We start from the raw sequence: 17892 nt of genomic DNA, 5'->3' as shown, positions 1-17892 counted from the left end.
CGGTCGTCGAGCCAAGGCCGACGTGCGTTCGGCCGCGAACGCCGCAACCCTCGCCCCCTTCTTCGTCCTTTCGGCCACCGCGACGCGCAACCGTTCGGACCGGTCGGAAACCGCGCGGAACGCGATCCGACCGCAGCCGTCTCACACCACTTTCCTTATCTCCGGCATCACTTTTTCCACGGTCACGGAACCCAGGAAAATCGCGGCCACTCCGTGCTCGTCGTCCAGCACCAGTGTTATCGGCACGGTGGAAAGCGGAAGTCCGTCCAGGGCCAGTGCCACTTTACCGGCCGGGTCGTACAATGAAGGGTAGGTCACGTCCAGATTGTGCATGAAGTCCTGAGCGGACTTCCGGTTGTCGCGAACGTTCACGCCGAGAAACCGGATGTTCGCGTCCTCGGTCCGCCGGTTCAACCGTTCGAGTTCGTCCACCTCACCCCGGCAAGGAGCACACCACGATCCCCACAGATTGAGCAGAACCGCTTTGCCCTCGTAATCCGACAGAGCTATGGTTTTCCTCGGTTCCACAACGGAGGATCCGGACAAGTCCCCTACGCTGTCACGATCTCCTTCCTGGTACAGGATCCTCGTCCTACCGCCGGGGGACACGAACGAGAACTCGCCTCGCCCCGACCGCACTTCGCCTCCCGAAAAACCGCCGCAAGAAGCCGATGTCGTGGCGACAAGAATACCGGTCACCGCCGCGACGATCCGTTTCTTGACCACTCCCGACCGTCGAAATCGAACGAATTCGAATTTTCTTCGCTTCGACATGCGCGCATGGTACAACACCGACCGCGTTCCGGACGTGCCGCGAAAACCGAACACATACGGATTTCACGAGATGGCCTTCCCGAACGTGCTGTCCCTGCTTCGGAACGAATCAACACCTGCCGAACGGACCGGTGGTCGACCACCGCGCACGGACGCTGAATCGGGCAACCGGACGACCGGGGGCGGAATACCCTGGGCACGGAAACACCCCGCCGCTACCGCGGCTGAACCACCGCGAGCGTACGAGAACGGTCCGGATCCCGAGAACACTCCGCGCTCCTCGTTCCGCAGCGCTCGAAATCCGATTGCGCCCGACCGACTCAGTTGCCAGGCTCACTTCCGACCTCCACCCCACTCTCGAAACGGAAACCGGTATGGGTGTGCGGATCCGCGTGGCGAAGCCGGGTGAGGAACAACGTCTGAAGTGGATCCAGCGGGAGGCGTGGTCTCCGGAAACGAGTCCGGCACCACCACAATCGTCGAAGGGATCGATCTTCGACGGACCCGTCGAGGCGGGGAACGTGCTGGTCGCCGATGAGAACGGTCTCGCGGTCGGATACTCGAAACTCGTCCCGCTGGCCACCTCGTATCCCGATCTCGCTGACGCCACGGCTCATGTGCAACAGCTGCACGGTTTCTCGGTGCTGCCCGGTTACCGGGGACGGGGCATCGGAGGAACGATGCTGGAAGCCGTGCGCGCCGAATCGCTGCGGCGCGGCGCCACTCGCATCACGTTGCGGGTACTGGACACCAACGAACGGGCGATGCGGTTGTATCGCACCGCGGGTTACGAGATCGAGGGCAGGCTGCGCGACGAGTTCCGCATCGGGGACGGGTTCGTGGACGACGTGCTGATGGCGCTGGAGCTGCCCGCGTGATCGCTTTCGGAGTGAACGTCCGGGAGAACGTCCCGAACTCGAGAAGATGATCAGTTGCGCACGACTCGGTTAATCTGAACGGGTGTTAGATCACGCTGGGAGCAACCACGCTGGGAACAACGGAGTACGACGAGTCACCGAGGCCGACCTGCCCGCCGTGGTACGACTGGTGCACGAGCTCGCCGAGTACGAGAAAGCTCCCGAGCAGTGCGAACTCACCACGGAGCAGCTGCGGCGATCGCTGTTCGGACCGGCCCCGGCGCTGTACGGGCACGTGGCCGAGTTCGACGGGCGAGTCGTGGGATTCGCGCTGTGGTTTCTCAACTTCTCCACCTGGCGAGGGACACACGGTATCTACCTGGAGGACCTCTACGTGGAGCCGTCGTATCGACGGCACGGTCTGGGGCGAGCGCTGCTGGCGGAACTGGCGCGGGAATGCGTCGAACACGGATACGCCTGCCTGGAATGGTGGGTACTGAACTGGAACGAGCAGGCGATCGGTTTCTACGAGTCGCTGGGCGCGATTCCGATGGACGAGTGGACCGTCTTCCGGTTGACCGAGGAGGCACTCGATCGAACAGCCCACGGTTGACGGATTTCCCACGGGCGAAAGCACGGTAATCTGCGAAACCGACACGCACCACACCAGCGCGAGGTGTCACCATGCCCACTCGCCCGATCAGCCGATACTTCAACCACGGGCTCACGTTCCGCTGGGCGCAGGGCGACCGGGAAATCGCGGTCAAACGCGGTTACGTCGTGGAGGGCAATCCGTTCATCGAGGTCACTCGACCGAAGCACTTCACGATCGCGGACAGACCGAACGAGGACCCGGCGAGGGACCGCGAGAACTGGATAGCGGCGATCCCGGCCAACCCGTCGGACTGGGACAAGCCCGGCGCCCTGGCACGGCTGGCCGAGAGCTGGGCAGCGGCCAATCCGCGCAGCATCCCTTCGGAGAACCGCGGCGAGGGTGGCTCGAACCAGCGTCGCTGACGCTGCTCGCGACCGGCCGCGGCGCGGACCGGGAGCGGGCTGAAGAGCAGGAAGCCGCGTGCCGTTCGCACGAGATCCCGACGCCCACGGGAATCACCCCACGAGCGGGACACGCGCCCCCGGAAAACTCCGATCAGCCGGAGTGGTTCTCGTGCTCGGCGTCGGGGGCGGCGCTGGAGCGCAACCACCACTCCCGCCCCGCACGATTGAACAGGCACCAGAGCACCAGCACGGCGGGAACGGCGAACCCGAAGGCCACCAGCGGGCTGTCCGAGGGGCCCATCGCGTACCAGGAGGCACCGAGCAACAACAGTTGCAACAGCAGCACCGGTGTGCGGGCCCAGTGTTTGCTCCGCAGCAGCCCGATGCCCGCGAAGAGCACACCGAGGGAGATGAGGCCGAAATAGCCGGCTTCACCATAAGTGGAGCTGCGGGTGAGCGATCCCACCGAGCCGAGCTCGGCCTGGCTCGCCCGAATCAGCAGGGCCACGACGAATGTGATCCCGGCAACCGCCTGCAACACGGTCACCAGGCCGGCCAGGCGCACGGTGCGGGGGGCTGTCGCTGCCGACACGAATGCCTCTTTCCTGGGGTGATGTGTCCACGGTGACGTAACAGGGCTCGTGGGAGAACTCCCGGTCGGGAGGGCTTCCGGGCCGACCCTCTCACCGGACGACACCGTCGTTCCGGACGCCGGGAAAGGAGATCTCGCCGGACAGCCGTTCGCGGGTGGAACTTTCCACCGCGGGCACGTGCTCGCGCGATTCCGGGAGTACGAGCCCCTGAGCACCTTCTTTCGAGAATAGACCACTCATCCACGCCGGCGACACGCTCCCGAGACGGCGGCTCCGGTCCCATCCGGCACACCGCTCCGCCGCGAGCACCGGGAGTTACGAGACGCGGGTGGCGCCACACGAAACCTCCCGGGAACTACGGCTAGGCTTCGGGTGTGCGCGCTGTTCTCGTAGTCAATCCGGAGGCGACCTCGACCAGTGCCGCGGGTAGGGACGTGCTGGCCCACGCGCTCGCCAGCGAGGTCAAACTCGACGTGGTGCAAACCCGTTATCGCGGCCATGCCGCCGACGCCGCGGCACGAGCCACCCTCGAAGGGGCCGACCTGATCGTGGTGCACGGGGGTGACGGCACCGTCAACGAGGTCGTCAACGGAATGCTGCGCACGGAAGTGGCCACGACCACCCAGCGCCCTTGCCTGTCGGTGATCCCCGGCGGACTGGCCAACGTCTTCGCGGGGGCACTCGGCGTACCCCGGGATCCGCTGGAAGCGACCCACGGGCTGCTGCACGCCTTGGCCGAGCAGCGCAGTCGCTGGATCGGCCTGGGCAAGGTGGACGACCGGTGGTTCACCTTCAACGCCGGGGTCGGGATCGACGCGGACGTGGTCGCCGAGGTGGAACGCCGGCGCGGCAAGGGGCGGCGAGTGACACCGTGGCTGTACACCAGCGCCGCGACCCGTTGTTATCTGGCCAGCGCCCGACGTAAACCATTACTCACCGTGCAGGCCGACGACGAACCTCAGGTGACCGCATTACACGCGGCCATGATTTCCAACGCGGATCCGTGGACCTACCTGGGCCGCAGACCGGTGCACACCAACCCCGAGACCAGCTTCGAAACGGGTATCGGTGTATTCGCGCTCGGCAATATGCTTCCTCACTCAGTGTTACGACATGTAGCGCAAATGCTCAGCGATAGAGCTAAACCACAAGGAAAATCCCTTTTTAGGCGTGCGAACATCAGCAGGTTGCGAGTAACCTGTGAGCGGCCGTTGCGAGTACAGGTCGACGGCGACTCCCTCGGCGAGCTTTCGGTGATCGATTTCGTGTCGGTTCCGAACGCTCTGTGCGTCGTTGGATAACTTGCCGCAACGGAAGCACCACACAGGGTCGGCCGCACCGCCTCCGGTGGTCACCCAACCCCAGGTCAAGATCTGTCGATCTTCCGGGTGAGCTCACTCACTCGGTAGTGATCGTCCCCTTGACATTACGCGAGTTCGTGAAAGCATTCACAAGCGCACGGACTCCGTGAAAGCATTCACAAACACCCCGGAACAACGATCGGCGCGCATTGGCGTGCCTAGCGAGGAGCAAACGATGGACTGGCGCGACCGTGCGGTTTGCCGTGACGAGGACCCCGAGCTGTTCTTCCCCGTCGGGAACAGCGGTCCTGCCCTGCTGCAAATCGCCGAGGCCAAGGCTGTTTGCCGTCGTTGCCCCGTCACGTCCGAGTGCCTCGCGTGGGCCCTCGAGACCGGACAGGACGCAGGTGTATGGGGCGGTATGAGCGAGGACGAGCGTCGCGCGCTCAAGCGTCGCAACGCGCGGACACGCACTCGCACCACCAACGCCTGAGCGCCCGACAGATCCGTCCCGGCAGGACTCCGTGAGCGGAGACGGGCGAGACCCGTACGGATTCCCAGGGACGCAGTAATCGGACGCGCGACAGCCGGAAAACCGCAACAACCGCACAACACCATCGATCGATCCGCGTCGATGTCGGTCGCGAACGCGATCACCGCGTTCCACAGGGGGGCCGACAGGATCGATCGGAGCACGCTCCCCCGTGTGCGCCCACTATCGACGCACTCAGCGGCAGCGACTCAGCGACGGTACTTCAACGGGACTCGCAGCACCGCCTCGGTACCCCGCTGATCACGCCCGCGCAAACTCAACGACCCGCGGAGTTCCGACTCGACGAGGGTCCGCACGATCTGCAGGCCGAGACGTTCGGCGTGCTCGAGGGAGAAGTCCTTCGGCAGGCCCTGACCGTCATCGGAGATCACCGCGTCCAGCCAGCGCGCCGAACGCTCCGCCTGTACCACGACCTCCCCGCCCTCGCCCTCGGCGAAGGCGTGTTCCAGAGCATTCTGAACCAGCTCGGTAAGGACCATCACCAGCGGAGTCGCCAGCTCCGCCGCGACCTCACCGAAACGCCCCTGCCTGCGTACGGTCACACCGCCGCTCGCGCTGGCGAGGTCACTCATCATCGGAATGACCCGGTCGACGACGTCGTCGAGATCCACTCGCTCGTCGACCGACATCGACAACGTCTCGTGCACCAGCGCGATGGACGTCACCCGCCGCACCGATTCGTCCAGCGCCTGCCTCGCCGTGTTGTTGCCGGTACGCCGGGACTGCAACCGCAGCAACGCCGCCACGGTCTGCAGGTTGTTCTTGACCCGGTGGTGGATCTCGCGGATCGTGGCGTCCTTGGAGAGCAGCGCCCGATCCCGACGTTTGACCTCGGTGACGTCCCGGACCAGCACCAGTGCCCCGGCATCCTGGCCACGCGGCTGCAGCGGCAGCGCGCGGAACAACACCGTGGCCCCCTTGGCCTCGGCCTCGATCCGCATTCCCGGCTGACCGTCCAGAGCCTGCCGGATGCGCTGGGACACCTCGTCGGCGTCGAAGGGGTCGGACAACAGCGAACGGGTCAACGAGGCCAGCGGGCCACCCACGAGGTCCGCGGCGTGGCCCATCCGGTGATACGCCGAGAGCGCGTTGGGACTGGCGAACACCACCGTCCCGGCGCTGTCCAATCGAATCAGACCGTCCCCCACCCTGGGGCTGGTGTGCACGTCCGGAGAGGGTTCGGCGGTGGGAAAGCTACCGTCGGCGATCATCTGGCAGAGATCGGCGGCGCTGCCGAGGTACGAGATCTCCAGCGGACTGGGCACCCGGGGCACCGCGAGGTTGGTGTCCCGACTCAACACCGCGACCACCGAGTCGTCCAGCCGAACCGGAATGGTCTCGCGCCGAACGGGAACCCCCATGTGCCACCGGGGGTCCTCTTCCCTGCAGATGCGTTTCTCCCGCACGGCCCGCTGCAGCTGCGGATGCTCCTGGGGGGTCACCGCCGTGCCCACCAGGTCCTCCGAATGGGCCGTCGGCGCCGTTGTGGGACGCGCCTGCGCCACGCAGAGGAACCGATTGTCCCCCGGATCGTCCTGCCCGACGGGCACCCACAACAGGAAATCGGCGAAGGACAGGTCGGAGAGCAGTTGCCACTCCGCGACGACGAGCTGCAGATGGTCGGCCACCGTTCCCGACAGACCGGTGTGCTCGGCCAACAGATCACTGAGAGTAGACACGATCAGCCCTTTCGACCGCCCCACGACGAACCACGAACCGACGGCACCCGCTCCCGAGCGGTCGCGGCAAGACCTGGCGAAGCACCGGTAGCGGGCGAGCGGGAAACCTCGGTCAGTTCGGGTTCTCGATCACGGCCAGCAGGTCCCCTTCCCGGACCACGTCGCCCGGACTGACGGCGATCTCGTCGACCCGCCCCGGGCGCTCGGTGAGCACCGGGATCTCCATCTTCATCGACTCCAGCACGACCACCGAGTCCCCGTTGCCGAGCTGATCGCCCGGGCTCACGTCGACGGTCATGACGTTGGCAACCATCTCGGCGCGTATTTCGTGTGCCACCAGCTACCGCTTCCCTTCTGGAACCCGTCCGGCTGACGCTCGACCACCAGGAAACCACGTGGGCAACCGCCCACGAACACCAGGTCACCTCGCATGTCAGACTGTGGGGGGTCGAATTCGAGTCGGATTAGGAGTGCCCAATGGCCAAGCGGGCCCGCAAGAAGAAGGCCGCGCGCAAGAACAACGCCAATCACGGCAAGCGTCCGCTGCGCGGCAAGTGAGGGTTTTTCGCGGACTATACGGCTCGCTCGCGCCACCGCGGCACCATGCCGCGTCCGCGGCCCACAACGAAGTGGCCCCGAACCGGTCAGCCGGTTCGGGGCCATCTTTTCGTGTTGTCCGGCTTCTCGTGGCGTCCGGAGAGCGGCTACGGCGCAGCGGAGTCACTCTGCCGAGGAGGTCGGCCTGCTCCGCACCTCGACCGAGGCGCCCTCGGGGCCGTCCTCGACGGTCACCTCGGCCTGGCGCAGCACGTTCTCGCGGATCGAACTACGCAGCCTGTCGTGCAACTCGGCGGGAGCGTGCTCCCCGCCGCACTTGCGGTGCAGCAACTCCTTGAGGTGCTCTTCGATTCCGTAGTGCTCCAGGCAGGAGTTGCACTCGTCGAGGTGCTTGCGCAGCGCGGCTCGCCGCTCCTGGTCGCACTCGTTGTCCAGGAACAGCCACACCTCGGCGAGCACGTCCTCGCAGGAAGCCCGCGGGTCTTCGCGACAGCTCACGGCGTGCTCACCTCCCGCTCCTCGGATCGCAGGAAGCCGCGTTCACGCGCCACGTCGGTCAGCATCCCGCGCAGCTGCCTGCGCCCACGGTGCAACCGGGACATGACCGTGCCGATCGGAGTGTCCATGATCTCGGCGATTTCCTTGTAGGCGAACCCCTCGACATCCGCCAGGTAAACCACCATGCGGAACTCTTCCGCGAGCTGTTGCAACGCGTACTTCACGTCGGTGTCCGGCAACCTGTCGAGTGCCTCCAGCTCGGCGGAGCGCAGTCCACTGGAGGTGTGACTCTCGGCCTGCGCCAACTGCCAGTCGGCTATCTCGTCGGTGGGCTGCTGCTGCGGCTGTCGCTGACGCTTGCGGTAACCGTTGATGTAGGTGTTGGTAAGGATGCGGTACAGCCAGGCCTTGAGGTTGGTCCCCCTGGTATAGGACTTGAACGCCGAATACGCCTTGAGGTAGGTCTCCTGCACGAGATCCTCGGCATCGGCCGCGTTGCGCGTCATCCGCAGGGCGGCACCGTAGAGCTGGTCCAGCAGCGGCATCGCGTCACGCTCGAAGCGGGCGACCCGTTGTTCGGCCGTCTCGGTCGCCTCGGATTCCTCCGCCCGAGTGACTTCGTCCCGTTGCTGCTGCTCACCGGTTTCCGCCGGCTGCTCGTTCTCGGCAGTACTGGCCTGCCCATTGGTACCAGGCACCGGGCTCCTTCCCCGCCACCAAGACGAAAGTGGAGATGGTGACGCCCCCATGCCCTCACCGGCATGAGTACTCTCCCAGGATACCCCGGCACTTTCACGTGCACGCTTCGCGGAATCCCGCGAACCGCGTGACGACACGCACTCTTTCAAGCTGGGCTGCTGGCCGCCGGAGACGGCCGTACCACTCTGCTCGGTCAACACGTCCCGTGCAACGATCGACAACGGCGTGCTATTCCACCCACCGGTCCGATCCGAACCACCGGTCGCACTGAACCGCCGCAACTGGTGACGCCACGTCCGTGGCCCTGTGCGTGCGGCACCTCCCCGTAGGGGCGGCGTCGATTTCTCGCGAAATCGCCGCGCACTCGGTGGGGTGCCGCACGCACCCGCTTCCCTCAGTCGAGGAGGCGCAGAATCCTGCCGAGCCACTCGGAGACGGCACGCGAAACCGCTCCCGTGTCGGCCCGCAACGAGTGGTCCCCGGGAACCAGCACCACCTCACGGTTGGTGGACGGTTCCGGTTCACCGAACGGATCGCTCTCGCCCTGCACCACCAGGGTCGGGAGCTCGACCGCGAAGAGCTCGTCGCCTCGGTCCTTGTCAGGCTTTCCCGGCGGACGCAGCGGAAACGCCAGGCACAGCACGGCCGATGCTCCCCCGGCGTCGGCCGTGCGGCAGGCCACCCGCGCGCCGGAGGAACGTCCGCCGAAGATCAACGGGAGTTCAGGGAACCACCGCTGCCCCAGGTCCTCGGCCACGGCCAACCAGCAGGCGTCGAGCTGCCGGGCCGGAGCGGGCGCACGACGCCCGACCACCCGGTAGGGCTGTTCGACCAGCGCGACGTGCACCCCCGAGGAGGTGGCGGTACGCGCCGCGCAGACCAGATCCTCGGCCTCGAAACCCCCGCCGGCGCCGTGTCCCAGCAGCAGCGCCGCACGGCCCTCGGCGGCGCTGTGCAGTTCGGCACGGGCCACCCCGTGCGGAGTGTCCACCTCTACTCTTGTCATGATCCGAACAGCGCGTCCTTCTCGGGTACCGGCTCGGTCAGTCCCGGACTGTTGTTGGCCACACTGTTGACCGCACGCGAGACGGGGCGCATCCGTAGTCGCTCCACCAGTTCCCCCGAAGGCGGCACCAGCAGATCCGTGACGTCCTGGTTGTCCGGGTCCAGCCATTCCGCCCAGTCCCGGGACGCGAGCACCAGCGGCATGCGTTCATGCACCTCGGCGAGCTCACCAACCGCTTCGGTGGTAAGCACGGCACAGCTGACCAGCGGCTCGGCCTCCGGCTCCGCCGGGTCGCGCCAGGTGGCCCAGATTCCCGCCATGCCGAGACTGGAGTCGTCCGGATTGGTGACGTAGTAGGGCTGCTTGGGGCTGCTGTCCCGTTTCCACTCGTACCAGCCGTCGGCAGGCAGCAGGCAACGGTAATAACGAACAGCCCCCCGAAACGCCGGTTTGGTGGCCACGGTCTCGGAGCGGGCGTTGATCATCCGGCTTCCCACCGAGGGATCCTTGGCCCATTTCGGCACCAGTCCCCAACGCATCACCCGCACGGTGCGTTCGGAGCGGTCCGGATCGGGACTGCCCTCGGCGTCCCTCGGATGCCGCTGGACGATACTGAACACCGGTTTGGTCGGAGCGACGTTGTAGTCGGGCTCCGGCGCCCGGGAACCGGTCTCGTCCCGCGCGTCGAACTCGGCGGCGAGCTCGCTCGGCGCCTTCGACGAGGCGTATCTACCGCACATCGCTTCGCACCTCCACTCCCTCCACCGCGAAGCGACAGGCCCCGCGGAACCGGAACCCACGATTACCGTCCACGTTGCGGTTATGCTGCCAGTTCCGCCACGTGCTCGCGCAACCCGCACCTGGTTGACGGGCACCCGCGAAAGCACACCCGAACTTCCGGGACGGGCGCAGCGTGCGAGACCATCGAGCCATGAGCGCACCCTGGTCCGCCCCACCGGCCCGAGAAGCGGTGCACGCCACCGTCGAGGTCGCGGGTTCCAAGTCCATCACCAACCGCGCCCTCGTGCTCGCCGCACTGGCCACGGGTCCCTCGACGCTGCGATCACCGCTACGAAGCAGGGACACCGAACTGATGGCCGCGGCGCTGCGCACGCTCGGCGTGGAGGTCGCGGACGGACCCGAGGGCGAATGGCTGATAACGCCCGACAAACCGCACGGCCCGGCGACCGTGGACTGCGGGCTGGCCGGAACCGTCATGCGGTTCCTGCCGCCACTGGCGTGTCTGGCCGAGGGCACGATCACCTTCGACGGAGACCCGCGGGCTCGGGAACGACCGCTGGACACGGTGCTGCGAGCGCTGCGGACGCTGGGGGCTCGGGTGAGCGGCGACAGCCTCCCGTTCACGATCGAGGGCTCGGGGGGAATGGACGGTGGTGAAGTCACTGTCGACGCGTCCGCCTCCTCACAGTTCGTGTCCGGGTTGCTGCTTTCGGCCGCTCGGTACGAGCGCGGTCTGACCGTGCGTCACGAGGGGGAATCGGTGCCGTCACTGCCACACATCGCGATGACGGTGCGGATGCTGCGTGCGCGAGGTGTGGACGTGGACGACTCGGAACCCGACACCTGGACGGTGTCACCGGGCGGGATCGAGCCGCTGGAGCTGCGGATCGAACCGGATCTGTCCAACGCGGCCCCGTTCCTCGCCGCCGCCGCGGTGACCGGCGGCGAAATCACCGTGCCTGGCTGGCCCGAGCGAACCACCCAGGCCGGGGACGCCATCCGGTGGATCCTGCGGGAGATGGGGGCCGGGACCCACCTGGACGAGCGAGGGTTGACCGTCACCGGCCCGGAACGGCTGCGCGGCGTGGACGTGGACCTGCACGAGATCGGCGAGCTGACCCCTACTGTCGCCGCGCTGGCCGCGTTGGCGCACGGCGAATCGCGACTGCGGGGGATCGCGCATCTGCGCGGACACGAAACCGATCGACTGGCGGCGCTGCGCGCGGAGTTGACCGGCCTGGGCACGGAGGTCTCGGAGCATCCCGACGGGCTGACCATCGTTCCCCGGCCGATGCGAGGGGGGCAGTGGCACTCCTACGCCGACCACCGGATGGCCACGGCGGGAGCGATCCTGGGACTGCGGGTTCCGGGAACGGTGATCGACGACATCACGACCACCGGCAAAACACTTCCCGGGTTCGACGAGATGTGGACGAAGATGCTGGGCGGCCTGCGGTGACGGGAGCGGAGCGGTGATGGCCAAGCGGGGGTGGCGAGACCTCGACGAGTCCGATGTCCGGGTGCGCCCGAACCGGCGCAACAGCAGACCCCGCAGCAAGCAACGCCCCGGACACTCCGATGCGCTCGTGGGGATGGTGGTGGCCGTCGACCGGGGCAGGTGGACGTGCGCCGTCGACGGTGACCCCCGGCAGCAGGTGGTTGCCATGCGTGCCAAGGAACTGGGCCGAACCCCCGTAGTGATCGGTGATCGCGTCTGGCTGGTGGGTGACACCTCCGGAGAGCCGGACACGCTGGCCCGGATCGTGCGGGTCGAGGAGCGAACCAGCGTGCTGCGGCGTACCGCCGATGACACCGATCCGTACGAACGAGTGGTGGTCGCCAACGCCGAACAGCTGGTGATCGTGAGTTCGCTGTGGGACCCACCGCCCCGCTCCGGGTTCATCGACCGCTGCCTGGTCGCCGCCTACGCCGGTGGGCTCACCCCGGTGCTGTGCCTGACCAAGGCGGATCTGGCGGCTCCGGAGGATTGGATCTCCGGTTACGCGGAGCTGGGGATCTCCGTGCTCACTACTCGCCTCGACGCCGAACCCACGGAACTGCGGGCCGCGCTGGACGGCCGCGTCTCCGCACTGGTGGGACATTCCGGGGTGGGGAAATCGACGCTGGTCAATCGCCTCGTGCCCGATGCGGAGCGGGCTATCGGACGCGTCAGCGAGGTAGGCAAGGGCAGGCACACCTCGACCTCGGCGGTGGCTATGGCGATGCCCGAAGACATCGGCGGCTGGGTCGTGGACACCCCGGGGATACGGTCCTTCGGACTGGCACACGTCACCGCGAGCGATCTCGTGGACTCGTTCGAGGACCTCGCCGCGGCGGCTGAGGAATGTCCGCCGAACTGCGGTCATCTCGGCGGTACCGAGGATCCTGACTGCCACCTCGACACGTTCGTGGCCGAGGAAGGTCACGAAGCACAGCTGAACTCGCTGCGGAGACTGCTGCGCTCCCGCGCCGGACGTGACGAGTGAATCAAATTCATAAAGTTTGTCGTCCTGCGGTGCGGGTCGTTGCTAAGGTCCCGATCCGGTCGAAACGATCGTTACGGAAGGACCGGAATGCGAAGACTGGCCATCGGGCTGACAGCACTGGCTCTGACAGGCGTCACCGCCTGCGGGACCGGACAGACCACTCAGTCGAGTGGTAACCCGTCCGGTGACGCGTCCGAGAAGACCGAGCAGAGCCTGAGTCCGCTGTCGAACGTCTCGGCACTCGGCGACGCGGTCGGCGACGCGATGCAGGAGAGCTCCACCGTCAAGATGAGCATGCGGGCGGAGAATTTCCCGCCCGAGGCGGCGAAGACGATGAACTACGACTGCGACTTGGAGCTGGTCGGCCAGAACATGCACTGCACCGGCTTCATGGATTTCATCATGGAGTCGGACACCATGTACATGAAGTTCCCGAAGGAGATGCGGGAACAGCGCGGGATGACCAAACCGTGGGTCGAGATGTCGCCCGAGGACATGGGACAGACCAGTGCGGATTTCAGTGAGCTGACCAAGTTCAGCGACATCGAACGCATGCTGCCCGAGGGCGCGGAGATCAGCGAGAAGCGGAAAACCGAGCTCGAGGGTGAAAAGGCGGTCCGCTACGACGTGGCCGTCGACATGAACGTGATGGCCGAGAAGGGCGAAGAGCAGAACCGGAGCAACGCCCAGGAGATGCTCAAGGGCGGCGTCGAGAAGCTCCACTACGTGTACTGGGTCGACGAACGCGGCCTGCCCATGCGGATCATCACCAAAATGCCTCCCATCGAGGGAGCACCCGAGGACGCGCGAATGGTGATCGACTACTCGGACTGGGGCAAGAAGGTCGACATCTCGGCACCGCCCGCCGAAAAGGTGAATAAACAGTTCACCCAGGGTCCGGCATGAACCACCCGCCGGCATGCTCCCCGGGTGAACGGCGATGCCGAGTGTAGGCGTGACGGGAAATCCCTCGAAATCACCACGTGGGGCCATCGGGCTTTGCTAGGTTGCGGGTGATCCACCCACAGGGTGAGTCACGGTGAAGGGAGTTTCTCGTGCGCCGCACGACATTGGCACTGTCAGCGCTGGCACTGATCACCACGTTGGGGGCGTGTGGCACGACCTCCTCGGACCAGGCGAGCACGGGTAACGGCGGGGACGGGCAGTCGCAGTCCTCCGGCTCCGAGCAGACCTTCCACCAGATCTCCGGACTCGTGTCCCAGACGTCCAACACCATGGACGGCAAGCAAACGGTGACGATGAAGATGGAGATCGAGGGCGGCTCCGGCGCCCAGGGGTCGATGATGTCCGCCATGGGCGGCCAGACCTGTCAACTCGACCTCGCCGCGAGCGAGATGTCCTGTGACGGCGCCGTTCCGGTCGTGATGACCGAAAAGGCCATCTACATCAAGATGCCGGGTGCCGCGCAGAGCGGGAAGCCGTGGACGAAGACCAGCACGGGTTCCGCCGGTACGACCGGTAACATGGGCCAGCTCGGGAGCATGCGGCAGTACTCGGACATCGAGTCCATGCTGCCGGAGGGATCGAGCATCGAAAGCACCGAGCAGGTGACGCTCAACGGTGAGCAGGCCACCAAGTACGAGGTGGTCACCGATCTGAGCGAGGTCATGTCCCGGTCCGGGAACTCGGTCAAGGGCGCTTACGAGCTCTTCCAGAAGCAGGGCATCGAGGAACTGCGGAAGACCGTGTGGATCGGCCCGAACGACCTGCCGATGCGGGTGAAGACGGTCACTCCCAAGATGGAGGTAATGGGGACCGAGGTCCCCGAGACGACGACGAAGATCACCTACTCCGGTTGGGGTGAACCGGTCGACATCACGGTTCCGCCCGCCGACAAGGTCCAGGGCGCCTGAGACCGGGGCTCCCGCCGAGCTCGGTGTACTCGTTTCCCGGTCGGCCGACCTCCGCGGAAGTCGACCGGGAGTTCGGGTTTCGAGTGACCGGAGCTCCCCGGAACGGACGCTCCGGAACCGGATGTCACATCAGTTCGAGCATGAACGGCACCTCCTGCGGAGCGAACCAGGCCAGCTCGTGATCCTCGGCGTCCCCGAGAGCCAGCTCGGCCTTCTCCTCCCCGAGGTCCGCATCGTCGATGAGCTGAGCCGCCTGCCGCACCGCTTCCTCGGCCTCGGCGGTGTCCACATGCACCGCGGCGATCTTTTTCCAGGGCACCGGATTGGCCAGCCGGACCACCGCGTGGTCCAGATCCGGCCGCAGCGTGGCCTCCTCGTCCCGCACATCGGCCGAGACCACCACTCGTCGAGGTGACTCCTCCGTTTCGGCCTCCCGCGAATCACCGAGCTCCGTCGAAATCAGCCGGAGCGAGGCTCGGGCCGCCTCCCGCATGGCCGCGTACTCCAGCTCCTCGGCATCCCCGCTGGAATACGACTCCCGCAGGGCGGGAGTCAGTGCGAAGGCCGTGCCACTCAACGGCCGTAGCTGCTGTTGTTCGAAGAACTCCCGCAGCATCCGCACCGTGGCCGGCAAATAGATCCTCATACCTCGACCGTTCCGATCATCTCTTCAACCGACTCCTCGATCATCGCAGCAAGGACATCCACGTCCGGCATGGCTGCCCTGTCGGCGTTGAGGCCGATGAACAGTCCCCCGTTGTAGGAAGTGATCCCGACGGCCAACGACTGGTTCTTCACCAACGGGACCACCGGAAATATCTCGGACATCGGCGCACCGGCCGCGTACAACGGTACCTGCGGGCCGGGAACGTTGGTCACCAGCACGTTGAAGAGCCGGTTGGACAGCCCACTGGCGACCCTGGCCCCCAGGGCGTGCAGGGTCGGAGGGGCGAATCCGGAAAGCCGCACCAGTGCGTCCGCTCCCACGGACTGTCCCGATTCGGCGTGGGCACGCATGGCGTGACTCACCTGATGCAGCCTGATACTCGGGCTGGGCTCCCCCACCGGCAGATCCACCAGGTACGAGGAGACCTCGTCGAACGGGAGGTCGCCGACTTCGGCGCGCGCCACTGCCGCGGGGCCATCGGCTCGGACCGAGACCGGAACCATCGCGCGAACGGTACTACGAGTGGTTACCGCCTCACCCCGCGAAAGTAACCAGTTCCGGAAAGCCCCGGTGAGCACGGCCAACACCACATCGTTGATGGTTCCGCCGTGCTGTCGCCGCACGTTCCGGAGGTCATCGAGCCGCGCCCGGGCAACGGCGAACCGCCGCTGCGACGAAGTGGTCCCGTTCAACGGGGTCCCCGGCGGCGGAACAGCGGCGGTGCGCAGTGCGGAGTAGAGCCCCGCCACGGCTCCCGACAACTTGCGCAGCGTGGCGGTGGCGTCGACGGTGGTAGCACGAATGTTCTCCACCACCTCCCCCGGACGCCGAACAGCCTCCGTGACCGCGTTGACGGCGAGTTGAACGGCACCCGGCTCGGGGCGCGGCAGCCAGGGACCGGCGTGTCCCGCCGATGAGTCAGCGGGGGTGCTCTGCAGGATCAGCTGGCCGATGTCGATAGCCCCGATACCGTCGATCATGGCCTGATGGGTCTTCGTGATCACCGCTGTTCGATCCTCGGAGAGCCCCTCCACCAGGTAGACTTCCCACAGCGGCCGAGTGGTGTCCAGTTTCCGCGACATCAACCGCTGGGTGAGGTCGTGCAGCTGCTCGTCGTTGCCGGGTTTGGGTAGTGCGGAACGACGTACGTGGTAACTGATGTCGAAATTCTGGTCGTCCACCCAAACCGGTCTGGCGAGTCGACCCGGAATCTGCACGACTTTCTGGCGGTAACGCGGCACCAGCGCGAGCTTGCGTTCGATGAACGAAACCATACTGTCGTAGTCGAATCCGGAGCTCGGCCGCCGAAAAACAGCCACACCTCCGACGTGCATCGGTGTGGTGTGGTCCTCCAGATACAGGAATGAGGCATCCAGTGCGGACAACCGATCGGACATGACCGCGATACTGACACACGACGGACGCCGAACGAAGTGACGCCGAGCGGCCGTGTAACGGTGAACTCCCGGCGACGAAACCGATCAACGGCGGACCACTTCCGCCCCGCTCGTTCGACGAAGAGCGACAACTCTCCGAGAGGAGTCTCGCAACAGTGCCCGAAACCTCACCACGCGACCGATTCGTGACCGTCTACGGCCGTAAACCGGTGTTGGAAGCCCTGTCCGATCTCGAACTTCGCGTGGACAAGGTCGTTCTCGCCGAGGGAATCAGCGGCGGCATCGTCCGCGAGATCAAGGAAGCGGCCGACGACCGCGCTGTACCGGTGCGGCGCGCCAGCGCGCAACGCGTGAAGGTACTCGCGGGCAACGGACGCCACGACCAGGGTGTGATAGCCGACGTGGTGGCCCGGAAGATGCGTCCGCTGGAGGACGCGCTGGCGGATCCGGCAACCGCGCCCCGCGGCATGCTGCTGCTGGACGGGTTGACCACCCCGGCCAACGTGGGAATGATCCTGCGCACCGCGACGGCTTCGGGCATGGACGGCATCGTGCTGCCGCACCGTGGGGTGGCCAATGTGGACCCGTTGGTGGTCAAGGCTTCGGCGGGAATCGCCTTTCACGCTCCGATCCTGCGCAGCCCGGACGCCGGCACGGCCGCTGAAGCGCTGTCCGAGGCCGGGTATCCGTTGTACTCACTGGATGCCCATGCCGGGACGAATCTCTTCCGAGCGGACTTCCCGAACCGGGCGGTGTTCGTGCTCGGTAGTGAAACGGCCGGTCTCTCGGAGGAAGTGGGTCAACGGATCACGGAGCGGTTGCGCATTCCGATGTACGGCGGGGTGGAGTCGTTGAACGTGGCCGCCGCTGCCGGTGTGATCTGCTACGAACTCGCGCGAAGAGCTTCCGACTGAGTCGGGGGAAAACATCCCACGCCGGTACTGCCTGCCCCGACGATTTCGCGTGAGGTTGTCGGGGTCTGGGCTGGGTATGAGTCCGGCCCCACCCTGGTGGGTGGGGCCGGTCTCGGGGGGGTTGGGTCGGCGGTGTCCGTGTCTCCCACACCCGTGGGGGTGCAGTACCTGGGGCGCTGGAGGGCTTAGCTGCCGGGTTCGGGATGGATACCGGGCGTGTCTCCTCCGCTGTGGCCACCGACCCAAACAACCATGGGGCCGACTGGGTCAGCCGGTATGTAGTTAGTTGATAGGGG

Annotated in this window: 21 protein-coding genes and 1 rRNA gene; 11 read left to right on the top strand and 11 right to left on the bottom strand. The window is 66.2% G+C overall.

Annotated elements, in window-relative coordinates; translation table 11 throughout:
- Positions 1 to 141: 141 nt before the first annotated feature.
- A complete protein-coding gene (locus BM394_RS21965) occupies positions 142 to 828 on the bottom strand; it encodes a TlpA family protein disulfide reductase (RefSeq protein ID WP_175530210.1) in 687 nt (228 codons plus the stop codon).
- A 320-nt stretch (positions 829 to 1148) separates the two neighbouring features.
- Here BM394_RS21965 and BM394_RS21960 point away from each other — a divergent pair, with 320 nt between their 5' ends.
- The 3 genes from BM394_RS21960 to BM394_RS21950 all read left to right on the top strand — a co-directional run bounded on the left by BM394_RS21960 (position 1149) and on the right by BM394_RS21950 (position 2648).
- Positions 1149 to 1652, top strand: a complete 504-nt coding sequence (locus tag BM394_RS21960; protein WP_092981697.1) for a GNAT family N-acetyltransferase — start codon at positions 1149 to 1151, stop codon at positions 1650 to 1652.
- 82 nt (positions 1653 to 1734) lie between these two features.
- Positions 1735 to 2244, top strand: coding sequence for a GNAT family N-acetyltransferase (locus BM394_RS21955; protein ID WP_092981693.1), 510 nt, complete (start codon positions 1735 to 1737; stop codon positions 2242 to 2244).
- Between the two features lie 71 nt (positions 2245 to 2315).
- Complete coding sequence (locus tag BM394_RS21950) at positions 2316 to 2648, top strand: hypothetical protein (protein ID WP_092924281.1); 333 nt, start codon at positions 2316 to 2318, stop codon at positions 2646 to 2648.
- A 133-nt stretch (positions 2649 to 2781) separates the two neighbouring features.
- Here BM394_RS21950 and BM394_RS21945 read toward each other — a convergent pair whose 3' ends face one another.
- A complete protein-coding gene (locus BM394_RS21945; protein WP_245780378.1) occupies positions 2782 to 3222 on the bottom strand; it encodes a hypothetical protein in 441 nt (146 codons plus the stop codon).
- Between the two features lie 375 nt (positions 3223 to 3597).
- On the opposite strand from BM394_RS21945, the gene BM394_RS21940 reads away from it, so the two are divergent.
- Entirely contained in the window at positions 3598 to 4524 is a 927-nt protein-coding gene (locus tag BM394_RS21940) for a diacylglycerol/lipid kinase family protein (RefSeq protein WP_092981690.1), read from the top strand.
- 235 nt (positions 4525 to 4759) lie between these two features.
- Positions 4760 to 5017, top strand: a complete 258-nt coding sequence (locus tag BM394_RS21935; protein ID WP_092629718.1) for a WhiB family transcriptional regulator — start codon at positions 4760 to 4762, stop codon at positions 5015 to 5017.
- Between the two features lie 248 nt (positions 5018 to 5265).
- Here BM394_RS21935 and BM394_RS21930 read toward each other — a convergent pair whose 3' ends face one another.
- A complete protein-coding gene (locus tag BM394_RS21930; protein ID WP_092981688.1) occupies positions 5266 to 6756 on the bottom strand; it encodes a PAS domain-containing sensor histidine kinase in 1491 nt (496 codons plus the stop codon).
- A 112-nt stretch (positions 6757 to 6868) separates the two neighbouring features.
- On the bottom strand, positions 6869 to 7093 hold the full coding sequence (locus BM394_RS21925; protein ID WP_165400765.1) for a biotin/lipoyl-binding carrier protein: 225 nt from the start codon (positions 7091 to 7093) through the stop codon (positions 6869 to 6871).
- A gap of 140 nt (positions 7094 to 7233) precedes the next feature.
- On the opposite strand from BM394_RS21925, the gene BM394_RS24000 reads away from it, so the two are divergent.
- Entirely contained in the window at positions 7234 to 7314 is an 81-nt protein-coding gene (locus tag BM394_RS24000; protein ID WP_033374540.1) for a 50S ribosomal protein bL37, read from the top strand.
- Positions 7315 to 7476: 162 nt separating this feature from the next.
- Here the strand turns inward: BM394_RS24000 and rsrA are convergent, their stop codons facing one another.
- The 4 genes from rsrA to BM394_RS21905 form a co-directional block, all read right to left on the bottom strand.
- The gene (gene rsrA / locus BM394_RS21920; RefSeq protein ID WP_092981684.1) at positions 7477 to 7812 is read right to left on the bottom strand and encodes a mycothiol system anti-sigma-R factor; all 336 of its coding nucleotides are present in this window, start codon (positions 7810 to 7812) and stop codon (positions 7477 to 7479) included.
- Complete coding sequence (locus BM394_RS21915) at positions 7809 to 8510, bottom strand: sigma-70 family RNA polymerase sigma factor (protein WP_092981682.1); 702 nt, start codon at positions 8508 to 8510, stop codon at positions 7809 to 7811. The genes rsrA and BM394_RS21915 overlap by 4 nt, the downstream gene beginning before the upstream one ends.
- 395 nt (positions 8511 to 8905) lie before the next feature.
- Positions 8906 to 9517, bottom strand: a complete 612-nt coding sequence (locus BM394_RS21910) for an alpha/beta hydrolase family protein (RefSeq protein WP_092981679.1) — start codon at positions 9515 to 9517, stop codon at positions 8906 to 8908.
- Entirely contained in the window at positions 9514 to 10257 is a 744-nt protein-coding gene (locus tag BM394_RS21905) for an SOS response-associated peptidase (RefSeq protein ID WP_092981677.1), read from the bottom strand. The genes BM394_RS21910 and BM394_RS21905 overlap by 4 nt, the downstream gene beginning before the upstream one ends.
- Before the next feature lie 191 nt (positions 10258 to 10448).
- Here BM394_RS21905 and aroA point away from each other — a divergent pair, with 191 nt between their 5' ends.
- The 4 genes from aroA (at position 10449) to BM394_RS21885 (ending at position 14618) form a co-directional block, all read left to right on the top strand.
- Positions 10449 to 11717, top strand: a complete 1269-nt coding sequence (aroA, locus tag BM394_RS21900; protein ID WP_092981675.1) for a 3-phosphoshikimate 1-carboxyvinyltransferase — start codon at positions 10449 to 10451, stop codon at positions 11715 to 11717.
- A gap of 16 nt (positions 11718 to 11733) precedes the next feature.
- Positions 11734 to 12744 carry a ribosome small subunit-dependent GTPase A gene (gene rsgA / locus BM394_RS21895; protein ID WP_092981673.1) on the top strand — a complete coding sequence of 337 codons (1011 nt, stop codon included), beginning with the start codon at positions 11734 to 11736 and terminating at the stop codon, positions 12742 to 12744.
- 87 nt (positions 12745 to 12831) lie between these two features.
- On the top strand, positions 12832 to 13650 hold the full coding sequence (locus BM394_RS21890; RefSeq protein WP_092981670.1) for an SCO4651 family lipoprotein: 819 nt from the start codon (positions 12832 to 12834) through the stop codon (positions 13648 to 13650).
- Positions 13651 to 13799: 149 nt separating this feature from the next.
- The gene (locus BM394_RS21885; RefSeq protein WP_139235288.1) at positions 13800 to 14618 is read left to right on the top strand and encodes an SCO4651 family lipoprotein; all 819 of its coding nucleotides are present in this window, start codon (positions 13800 to 13802) and stop codon (positions 14616 to 14618) included.
- Positions 14619 to 14742: 124 nt separating this feature from the next.
- On the opposite strand, the gene BM394_RS21880 is transcribed toward BM394_RS21885, so the two are convergent.
- A complete protein-coding gene (locus BM394_RS21880) occupies positions 14743 to 15264 on the bottom strand; it encodes a DUF6912 family protein (protein ID WP_092981666.1) in 522 nt (173 codons plus the stop codon).
- A complete protein-coding gene (locus BM394_RS21875) occupies positions 15261 to 16682 on the bottom strand; it encodes a WS/DGAT/MGAT family O-acyltransferase (RefSeq protein WP_092981664.1) in 1422 nt (473 codons plus the stop codon). Before BM394_RS21875 ends, BM394_RS21880 begins: the two co-directional genes overlap by 4 nt.
- A 155-nt stretch (positions 16683 to 16837) precedes the next feature.
- Here BM394_RS21875 and BM394_RS21870 point away from each other — a divergent pair, with 155 nt between their 5' ends.
- Entirely contained in the window at positions 16838 to 17596 is a 759-nt protein-coding gene (locus BM394_RS21870) for a TrmH family RNA methyltransferase (protein WP_092981662.1), read from the top strand.
- 124 nt (positions 17597 to 17720) lie between these two features.
- Here the strand turns inward: BM394_RS21870 and rrf are convergent.
- Positions 17721 to 17838 (bottom strand): 5S ribosomal RNA (rrf, locus tag BM394_RS21865).
- Between the last annotated feature and the right edge of the window lie 54 nt (positions 17839 to 17892).

The organism is Actinopolyspora lacussalsi subsp. righensis, assembly GCF_900116555.1.
In the GTDB taxonomy this organism is placed as follows: Bacteria; Actinomycetota; Actinomycetes; order Mycobacteriales; family Pseudonocardiaceae; genus Actinopolyspora; species Actinopolyspora lacussalsi.
Note: the sequence above shows the minus strand (reverse complement) of the source record. Positions and strands in the feature narration are given on the sequence as shown.